The organism is Mesorhizobium sp., from assembly GCF_024509055.1.
Classification (GTDB): Bacteria; Pseudomonadota; Alphaproteobacteria; order Rhizobiales; family Rhizobiaceae; genus Mesorhizobium.
This window is the reverse complement of record NZ_JANINM010000195.1, coordinates 36704-43795: the sequence shown is the minus strand read 5'-3', so window position 1 is coordinate 43795 and position 7092 is coordinate 36704. Positions and strand designations below refer to the sequence as shown.

The 7092-nt window shown below is 61.9% G+C and carries 10 protein-coding genes; 2 read left to right on the top strand and 8 right to left on the bottom strand.

The features are described 5' to 3' along the window. Positions 1 to 218: 218 nt before the first annotated feature. Both Q0L57_RS09355 and Q0L57_RS09350 read left to right on the top strand, forming a co-directional pair. Positions 219 to 680 carry a hypothetical protein gene (locus Q0L57_RS09355; protein WP_296741490.1) on the top strand — a complete coding sequence of 154 codons (462 nt, stop codon included), beginning with the start codon at positions 219 to 221 and terminating at the stop codon, positions 678 to 680. Between the two features lie 13 nt (positions 681 to 693). Continuing rightward, positions 694 to 1371: an SOS response-associated peptidase gene (locus Q0L57_RS09350; RefSeq protein WP_296741487.1), complete on the top strand. Its 678-nt coding sequence runs from the start codon at positions 694 to 696 to the stop codon at positions 1369 to 1371. 78 nt (positions 1372 to 1449) lie between these two features. On the opposite strand, the gene Q0L57_RS09345 is transcribed toward Q0L57_RS09350, so the two are convergent. From Q0L57_RS09345 to Q0L57_RS09310, 8 genes are all read right to left on the bottom strand, one after another. Next, positions 1450 to 1737 carry a hypothetical protein gene (locus Q0L57_RS09345; protein ID WP_296741484.1) on the bottom strand — a complete coding sequence of 96 codons (288 nt, stop codon included), beginning with the start codon at positions 1735 to 1737 and terminating at the stop codon, positions 1450 to 1452. Positions 1738 to 1778: 41 nt separating this feature from the next. Beyond that, positions 1779 to 1979 carry a hypothetical protein gene (locus Q0L57_RS09340; protein WP_296741482.1) on the bottom strand — a complete coding sequence of 67 codons (201 nt, stop codon included), beginning with the start codon at positions 1977 to 1979 and terminating at the stop codon, positions 1779 to 1781. Continuing rightward, positions 1976 to 2443 carry a hypothetical protein gene (locus Q0L57_RS09335; protein ID WP_296741479.1) on the bottom strand — a complete coding sequence of 156 codons (468 nt, stop codon included), beginning with the start codon at positions 2441 to 2443 and terminating at the stop codon, positions 1976 to 1978. Before Q0L57_RS09335 ends, Q0L57_RS09340 begins: the two co-directional genes overlap by 4 nt. A 28-nt stretch (positions 2444 to 2471) precedes the next feature. Further along, entirely contained in the window at positions 2472 to 2897 is a 426-nt protein-coding gene (locus Q0L57_RS09330) for a hypothetical protein (RefSeq protein ID WP_296741476.1), read from the bottom strand. A gap of 75 nt (positions 2898 to 2972) precedes the next feature. Then, positions 2973 to 3413, bottom strand: coding sequence for a hypothetical protein (locus Q0L57_RS09325; protein ID WP_296741472.1), 441 nt, complete (start codon positions 3411 to 3413; stop codon positions 2973 to 2975). 56 nt (positions 3414 to 3469) lie between these two features. Then, positions 3470 to 4234: a M15 family metallopeptidase gene (locus Q0L57_RS09320; protein ID WP_296741469.1), complete on the bottom strand. Its 765-nt coding sequence runs from the start codon at positions 4232 to 4234 to the stop codon at positions 3470 to 3472. A gap of 116 nt (positions 4235 to 4350) precedes the next feature. Continuing rightward, positions 4351 to 4812 carry a hypothetical protein gene (locus Q0L57_RS09315; RefSeq protein ID WP_296741466.1) on the bottom strand — a complete coding sequence of 154 codons (462 nt, stop codon included), beginning with the start codon at positions 4810 to 4812 and terminating at the stop codon, positions 4351 to 4353. Positions 4813 to 4877: 65 nt separating this feature from the next. After that, the gene (locus Q0L57_RS09310; RefSeq protein WP_296741463.1) at positions 4878 to 7076 is read right to left on the bottom strand and encodes a hypothetical protein; all 2199 of its coding nucleotides are present in this window, start codon (positions 7074 to 7076) and stop codon (positions 4878 to 4880) included. Between the last annotated feature and the right edge of the window lie 16 nt (positions 7077 to 7092).

The following is a 7092-nucleotide window of genomic DNA, read 5'->3' as shown; positions in this document are numbered from 1 at the left end:
TGGGCTTCTGGTCTGCTTTGCAGACCGCTGCGTAACCACTCCGCCACGTGGCCCCAATGCGGCGGATCAATACACACCCTCAATGACTTAAGCAACCCACCTCGCCTTGTGCGGCTGCTCATTCTGAAATGCAAAACCGCGGTCATTCTGAAATGGCCTCGCAGTTTTGTTCTTTTCGCCGATTGCGCTGCGACCTGACTCCGCGCTTTGATGCGCCGATGTCACCCCGCATCATCCACATGCCGCTGTCCGGCGGCGACCGGAAGGCCCAGGCGAAAGCCATGCGGGACGCCCGCAGCATTGCGCGCGAATATTTCCGGCAGTCGATCGTGGCGCGCTCGATCGGCGAAGCGAAGATCCGCGAGGCCGATCGGCTGTTCTGCGACGCATGGACCAACGTGACGTTCTGGGGCGGCCCGACCCGCAACTCGCCGACCATCGCGCAGGCGATCAACGGCGAGCGTCCGATGCTGTGGGTTAAGTGCCGGCGCTGCGGCCGTGAGCCCGACGTCGACCTTCGGACGATCCGGCGCAAGCCCGACACGCCGGTGCACCTGCTCGAGGCTGCGCTGTTCTGCGAGCCCTGCAGCGCGGGCCGCAAATTCCCGCAGCGCGCCAACCTGATCGGGCTGCGGCCCGAGCCCAACGACCCGAACGCGTCACTCCAGCGCGCCACCTGAAAGCCCTCCCCGCATGTGCAATCTCTATTCGATGACCCGCAACCAGGACGCCATCCGCCGGCTGTTCAAGGTGACGAAGGACAGCGCCGGCAACCTGCCATCCCTGCCGGGTATATTTCCCGATGGCGTGGCGCCGGTCGTGCGCGGCGCTGACGGCGGCCGCGAGCTGCTGACGATGCGCTGGGGCTTCGAGCCGCCGCCGGCGGGCTACCAGCTCGTCACCAACGTAAGGCACCTCTCCAGCACGTTCTGGCAGCCATGGCTGAAGCCGGAATACCGATGCCTGGTGCCGGCCACCAGCTTTTCCGAATACGCGCCCGAGCCGAATCCGGCGACCGGCAAGAAGGACATCGTCTGGTTTGCGCTCGACAACTCGCGCCCGCTGTTCGCCTTCGCCGGCATCTGGCGGCCGTGGACCGGCCGGCGCGGAACGAAGGCCAAGCCGGTTGAGGGCGATCACCTGCTCTTTTCCTTCCTGACCACGAACCCGAACGAGATCGTCAAGCCGATCCATCGCAAGGCGATGCCGGTCATCCTGCGCGAGGACGATTGGGACACATGGCTCAATGCCGACAAGAAGGAAGCACTGGCGCTGCAGCGACCGTGGCCGGACGACGAATTGTTGATCGTGAAACGCGGTCCCGAAAAAGCCGACACTGCGCCAGAAGCAACGCCGCAGCTTGTGAAATGAAAAAGCCCGCAGCGTCGATAACGCTACGGGCTTTCCCTTGGAGGTTACGCCGGCGCGGGCATGCGCCGGTACTCTGCGTCACGTCGTGACGTACCCGGCGGTCGTGGAAACAGATGCAACCCGGAGCGGATTGCTGGCGTCCTCGCGGAGGTTTTCCTGCCAGCCGACGTAGCCGTTGACGGACACCGAGATCTCGCGCGTGTCATCATCCATCAGCAGATCGATGACGGCATTGGCGTTTGCCAACGCAGCCGTCTTGTCCCGCGCGTGGATCGGCTGCGTCGCGATCACTTCATCAAACTTTGCCGCAACCGCAGCCTTGGCCGCGGCCTTCGACGCCGCCTGCACATTGAACGAATAGCTCATTGCTTACCCTTTCTGATTTGCCGGAAGCCGTCCGGCGCGGATCACTTGAAAGGATTCCAGCCGCGATCGACCGCGCTGACCACGACCGCACTGAAGATCATCGTGCAAGCGATGATCAATATCGCGAACAGATGGGTGGATTCCGGATGCCCGATCGCCGTGGCGATGGCGGCCGACAATTCGAACAACGCGGCGAGGATCGCGATAAAGACGGCGGCCAGGACGATGCCCAACCGGATCATGGCGCGCTCGCATAGTGGCTGCGGTGCCGGCGATGCGCGTAGCGGCGATGATGCGCGCGCCGGGCATAGTGGCCGCCGTGGCCGCGGCCGGCCCAGCCGCCCAGCTGGAAATGGCCACTATCGGCCCAGCCCCATTGCGCCCCGGAGATCAGCCCGCACGCATTCGCCAGGGCGATCTCGTTATGCGGCATGCGCGGCCGGGTGACGTTGCGTGCCAGCTGGTTGATGTCGAGCGCCAGGCCGGCCGGATGCAGGCTCGCCCGCACGGATCCGTGCCGCCGCCAGCCGCCCATGAAGCGGATCGGATAGCCCTGCCGCTCTAGCCGATTGACCAGGCACTGGAATGCGCCAGCCGCGCGATCGGCGACGTGCGCGACGGCGCCGGATTTCGAACGGACAGTGCCGGCATGGGCCAGCGTCGCGAGCGTGCAGAGGCACGCCGCGAGAAACGCGGTGCGGATCATGATCTCTCCGATTTTCAGGTGGTGGGAATCAACGTGGCGTTACGGCCTTCTCCAGCCGCTCGACGGACTTTTTGATGTAGTCGACATCGCGCTCGATGCCGACGAGCTTGGTGGCGGTTGCGAACTGGCTATCAGCAAGCTTGGAGCCGAAATCGCGATCGGTCTTCTGCAGCTCAGCGACCTGCATTTTCAGCGTGGCGATGGTCTCGGCATCGCGGCGGTAATCCGCATAGGACGTCGACCACCACGCGAAGACGGCAACCAGAATGGCGACCAACTGGACGATCTGCAGAAAGCTATTGAGATTGAGCTTGAACGGACGATCGATCTCGATCTTCGTCATCGCACCATCCTCCTCCATCACTTCCAGTCCCGTCGCAGGTTGCCGTACCAGGCGAGAAAGCGTTGACCGCAGCGCCGCAGAATGGCCGGGCGCAGGATGTCCTGCTTCCACATGGTCTCGACTTCCTCTGCCGTCAGATCACGATCCGGCGGCCCCTCGTCGCCGCTGGCATCACGGAAGCACTTCTCAATGTCGGCCGGGACCGGCGGCAGCTCCGCTTGCTGCGGCGGCGGCGCGGCCGGCGGCAGCTCGACGGAATGCGCGCAGCCGCCCAGTTGCAGCGCGCTTGAGAGCAATAGTAGCATCAGCAGGAGTTTCATTGATCTGCGCCTTGAGCTTGGAGATTTCATCGGCATCGGTGAGCGCCTGCATCGCGTCCAGTTCGTTGGCGGCATTCAGGACGTTGATGCGTTGACGTGCGGCCTCGATCAGCGCGTCGCGCTGCCGGATTTGCTCGTCCTTGGCCTTAAGCTTTTCCGCGAGCTGCTCGGCCGCTGCGCGATCGTATGCAGCCTTGTCGATCTGCACATATGCAAAGCCGGCCGCCATCAAGCCGAGAGCGACAACCACGGCCCAAAGGTTGCGCGTGAGAAACGCGATCAGCGCCAGGCCGCCGACCAGCAGCAAGATGACGATCGCCAGCGACCAGTTAGCGCCGGCATAAGATGCGAGCCAGGACCACATCACGACACCTGCCGCGCGACCCACGCCCGTACATTGGCTGCCCCGAAGAACCAGACGATCAGTCCAGAGACGATCAACGAGAAGCCACAGAGAATCGCGACGACTTGCCAGCTGGTCAGATATCCGAGGAACGACAGACTGCCGCCGGCGCCGAGCCATTGCAGCGCGCGCTTGAGGAACGTCGGCTTTCGCTGTGCGCTGAAGTCGGTGCTGTCGTCACCGCCCTGATCGCCATCGCCGTCGACCTGCGGAGCGTCCACCAGCGCGACGGGCCGCGCGACGCCAGGATAGCCCGTGGCGTCGCAGAACTCGAAATGCATGGGATCTGTGCGACCACGATAATCGCCGCCCCAGCGCGCTCCCTGCCGCTTGAATGCATCGATCACCGGTTGCGGCATCGTGCCGTGACCGGCCCCGAAACCGTTCTCGGCCGCATTGAGATCGATTGCCGCGCCAAACGCGTGGTTCGACCATTTGGTGGCGCTTCCCCGAACCTTTCGCGGATTATAAGTCCCGGCGTATTTCGAGATGCCCAGCGCATCGATCCGTTTCTGATCATGGCCGTAGTGGTCCCAGATCTCGCGCAGCGCCGCCTCGAGCGCAGCGGCCGCCTTGCGGTGAAACCGGATGGCCTTGATGGGCGCGCCCTCATACGTCATCCGAAACGGCGGAACGACGTTGACGAGCTGGCGCTCCACGTCGGGACCCGGCGTGCCGTAGAAAGCGATGAGGTCGGCTTGATTGTCGCGCGGCCACTTGGTCATAGGTTCGCGCTCCCCGAAAACGAGGTCATGTTCATTTCGATTTTTCCTGTGCGAATTGCGCCGGCAGTGAGCCAGCGCGTCAGAGTGGATACGCGTTACTTAGATGGAGTGCGTCGTCAGCCGTGACGGCGTGGCCGCGGCCCCTGTATGGGCGCCGGCGGCGGTAGACTTTGCGAGCAGGATTGCGCCAGCTCGCCGATCTTCTTCTTCCAATAGTCCGGACCGCCTACGAGCGAGGGACGCTCACGAACTGCGACTGCTGTTTCGCGGTCCCCTTGTTTCGAGAAACTCGCCTCAAACAGTTGCACCCAGTTGTTGAAGGCGCCTGCGGTGAGATTTAGCCGAATAACCGCGCGGTTCTCGGCCTTGAGCTCAGTGAACTGCGGCTTGTCCGTTTCATTGCCCGGAATGCTGGGAAGCACGCAGGTCGCAATCTGCATGTAATCACCAGCCACGGTGAGCGTTGGCGGCGGAGCCGCCTCAATCGGCACGGTATCGCCCGGCCGGTTCACCCCACCACATGCCATCAGCGCTACTGCCGCGAATCCCATCGCAACCGCACTTCCCAACCTGATCATTTTCCGCCCCTCGCCCCGTTTGTCACAACGTAAGCTGCGTCGCAGCCCATCGTCAAATGACCGAGTTACCAGCCCTTGACCTTCACCACGTTGAGCGCCTGCCAGAGCACATCGCCCATCTGCGTGTAGGCACCGACGCCGCTTTTCGGATGAACCCCACTGGTGGGGCGTCGCAGTATGCCATCGTCTGAGGTCGCCAGCCGCCACGTTCCAACGGTCGTCGGACCCACCTTCACGAAGTAATGTGCCGCATCCGTTACATAGACCAGCGCGCCATCGGCCGGCGTTAGGTCAGCCATCATAGCAGAATATGTGAGATACGTGCTGGCCGCAGCGACTGACGTGCTGGCGGGCGCATCAGTCGATCGCGGGAATCCGTTCACCGTGTCGACGACGGCATGGTATGGGATTAAGAAAATCCCATCATCTTCGAGCCCGCTAAAATGGGCGACAACCGCTTTTTGCAAAAGCATGATGTTGCGGCGATAGCGCCGGCGAGATTGCCGCAAGCCATAATCGTCGCCGAATGCGTCCTCCGACTGGTTCGGCATGATCGGAACGCAAACGAAATGTTTGGTCGATGGCGACGCTTCCATCCACGATCCGACAGCGGCATCAGATGTAAGCCCAATCATCAAATCCATCTGAGCGAGATAGGATAGGATCGTTTGTGATGCGCCATTGTCGGTCGTCGCAGCGAACGCATCGTTGATGCCAAAGTGCCAACCGACGACGTCCGGTGCCGAAAAGCCGGTACTCGACAGATAATACGAAGCGTCGAACTTCTGACCGTCTGTCTGGATAAAGGCATTGTCCACGCCGGCGACGGATTTGCTGCTTAGCAAATTGCTTGCCGTCCAGCCTGACCGGCCCTCGTGGACGTTGCCCGAGCCCGGACCGCGTGTACCCACCAGTGTCACCTGCACGCCGGATGGAAATTGAGCGCACCGGTCAAGGATGCGCTGAGTGGGGATGCCCAGGGATGCGGCCTCCGTCGTGCTATCACCAATCATGCAAAATGACATGCCGGCCGCCGCCGCAGCATCATTCGCAACGATACTCACCGCGGGCGTCGTGCTGCCAACCAGTTCGTTCGTGTCTGGATCATAACATTGGAACGTCAAGCTTACGTCGCTCGAGCTTGCTGGCGTGTAGGTCCAGCGCTCGTCTTGCTGTTTTCCGTAGGCATCGTTGCCGTTAACCTCCCACTGACGGGGACCCTGGCCAATCCGAAGTGCCTGATAGTAGACGCTCATTTCAGTGCCGACGACGCCATAAAGCCGAGGCGACAGATTGAGAGCATCCGGCGAGACGATCGATGGCCCCAAGTTCGTCAACGAAAGGGTGTCGTACAATGCGAATGCAATCGGGCTACCGACATTCCCGGACACTGCCGCCCAGCCGGTATTGAGAGGATCGTTCAGCGAACCGGAAGTAAGATGGTATCGTTGCGGATACGTCGAGGGGTCGGAGATGTCGGTGTATCCGATCACCTTATGCATCGACAGCCGGTGCGAACCGGGACCGTATACCTGAACCGCGAGATAAAGCGGTCCAGCAGAGGCGTTGTCGACCGATACTCGCTGGTCGAGCTGCACCCATAACGAGCCTTCGAGGGAAGTCATCTTCGCAATGCCGCTCGCGATCATCGCCGTGCCAGCAGCATTCCAGATCACGACGCGAAGCGGCCGAGATGTGTCCTCGGCGAGATACCCGCCGATCCGCACCATATCGAACGCCGTCCCACTCCATTGGAACGGCACCGCCCAGCCATTGAAAGTGGACGAAATCGCATTGGCATATGGCAGAGCATCGCCAGACTTGAATTTCGGTGTGACACCCCGGAATGCGCGCTCGTAAACCGCGCTGGTCAGCACGTTGTATTCGGAGCCGACGATCTGTCGCCCGATCGGTCCGATACGAGTCCACGACCCCGATCCGCTGGCGCCAGATTTCTGATAGATGCCATCCGTGTTTTCTCCACCCGCATCCCCGACGACATAGGCCATCGTGTTCGGGTCATGAGCCAGATCGGCATTCAATGACGCGACCGAGCTATAGACCAGCAAGTTGCCATTGAATTCGGAAGGGTCAGGAATTGAGGCCGCAAGCGAGGCAAGTTGGCCCTCGATCGCTCCCAACACTGTGGATCGCGCGAAACGTCGCAACGAGCGAACGCCCCCATCATCCTGATGCCCGAGAAACTCCGCGACAACAGTTCCGGTCGGCGCGTTGACGGTCCGGATTCCAGCTTCATTGCTCATGTGATGCTCGTTTTCT

Coding starts and splice junctions, on each gene's coding strand:
- Q0L57_RS09315 (WP_296741466.1), bottom strand. CDS start 4,812: ATGATCAGGTTGGGAAGTGCGGTTGCGATGGGATTCGCGGCAGTAGCG.
- Q0L57_RS09340 (WP_296741482.1), bottom strand. CDS start 1,979: ATGATCCGGTTGGGCATCGTCCTGGCCGCCGTCTTTATCGCGATCCTC.
- Q0L57_RS09320 (WP_296741469.1), bottom strand. CDS start 4,234: ATGACCAAGTGGCCGCGCGACAATCAAGCCGACCTCATCGCTTTCTAC.
- Q0L57_RS09345 (WP_296741484.1), bottom strand. CDS start 1,737: ATGAGCTATTCGTTCAATGTGCAGGCGGCGTCGAAGGCCGCGGCCAAG.
- Q0L57_RS09355 (WP_296741490.1), top strand. CDS start 219: ATGTCACCCCGCATCATCCACATGCCGCTGTCCGGCGGCGACCGGAAG.
- Q0L57_RS09350 (WP_296741487.1), top strand. CDS start 694: ATGTGCAATCTCTATTCGATGACCCGCAACCAGGACGCCATCCGCCGG.
- Q0L57_RS09335 (WP_296741479.1), bottom strand. CDS start 2,443: ATGATCCGCACCGCGTTTCTCGCGGCGTGCCTCTGCACGCTCGCGACG.
- Q0L57_RS09310 (WP_296741463.1), bottom strand. CDS start 7,076: ATGAGCAATGAAGCTGGAATCCGGACCGTCAACGCGCCGACCGGAACT.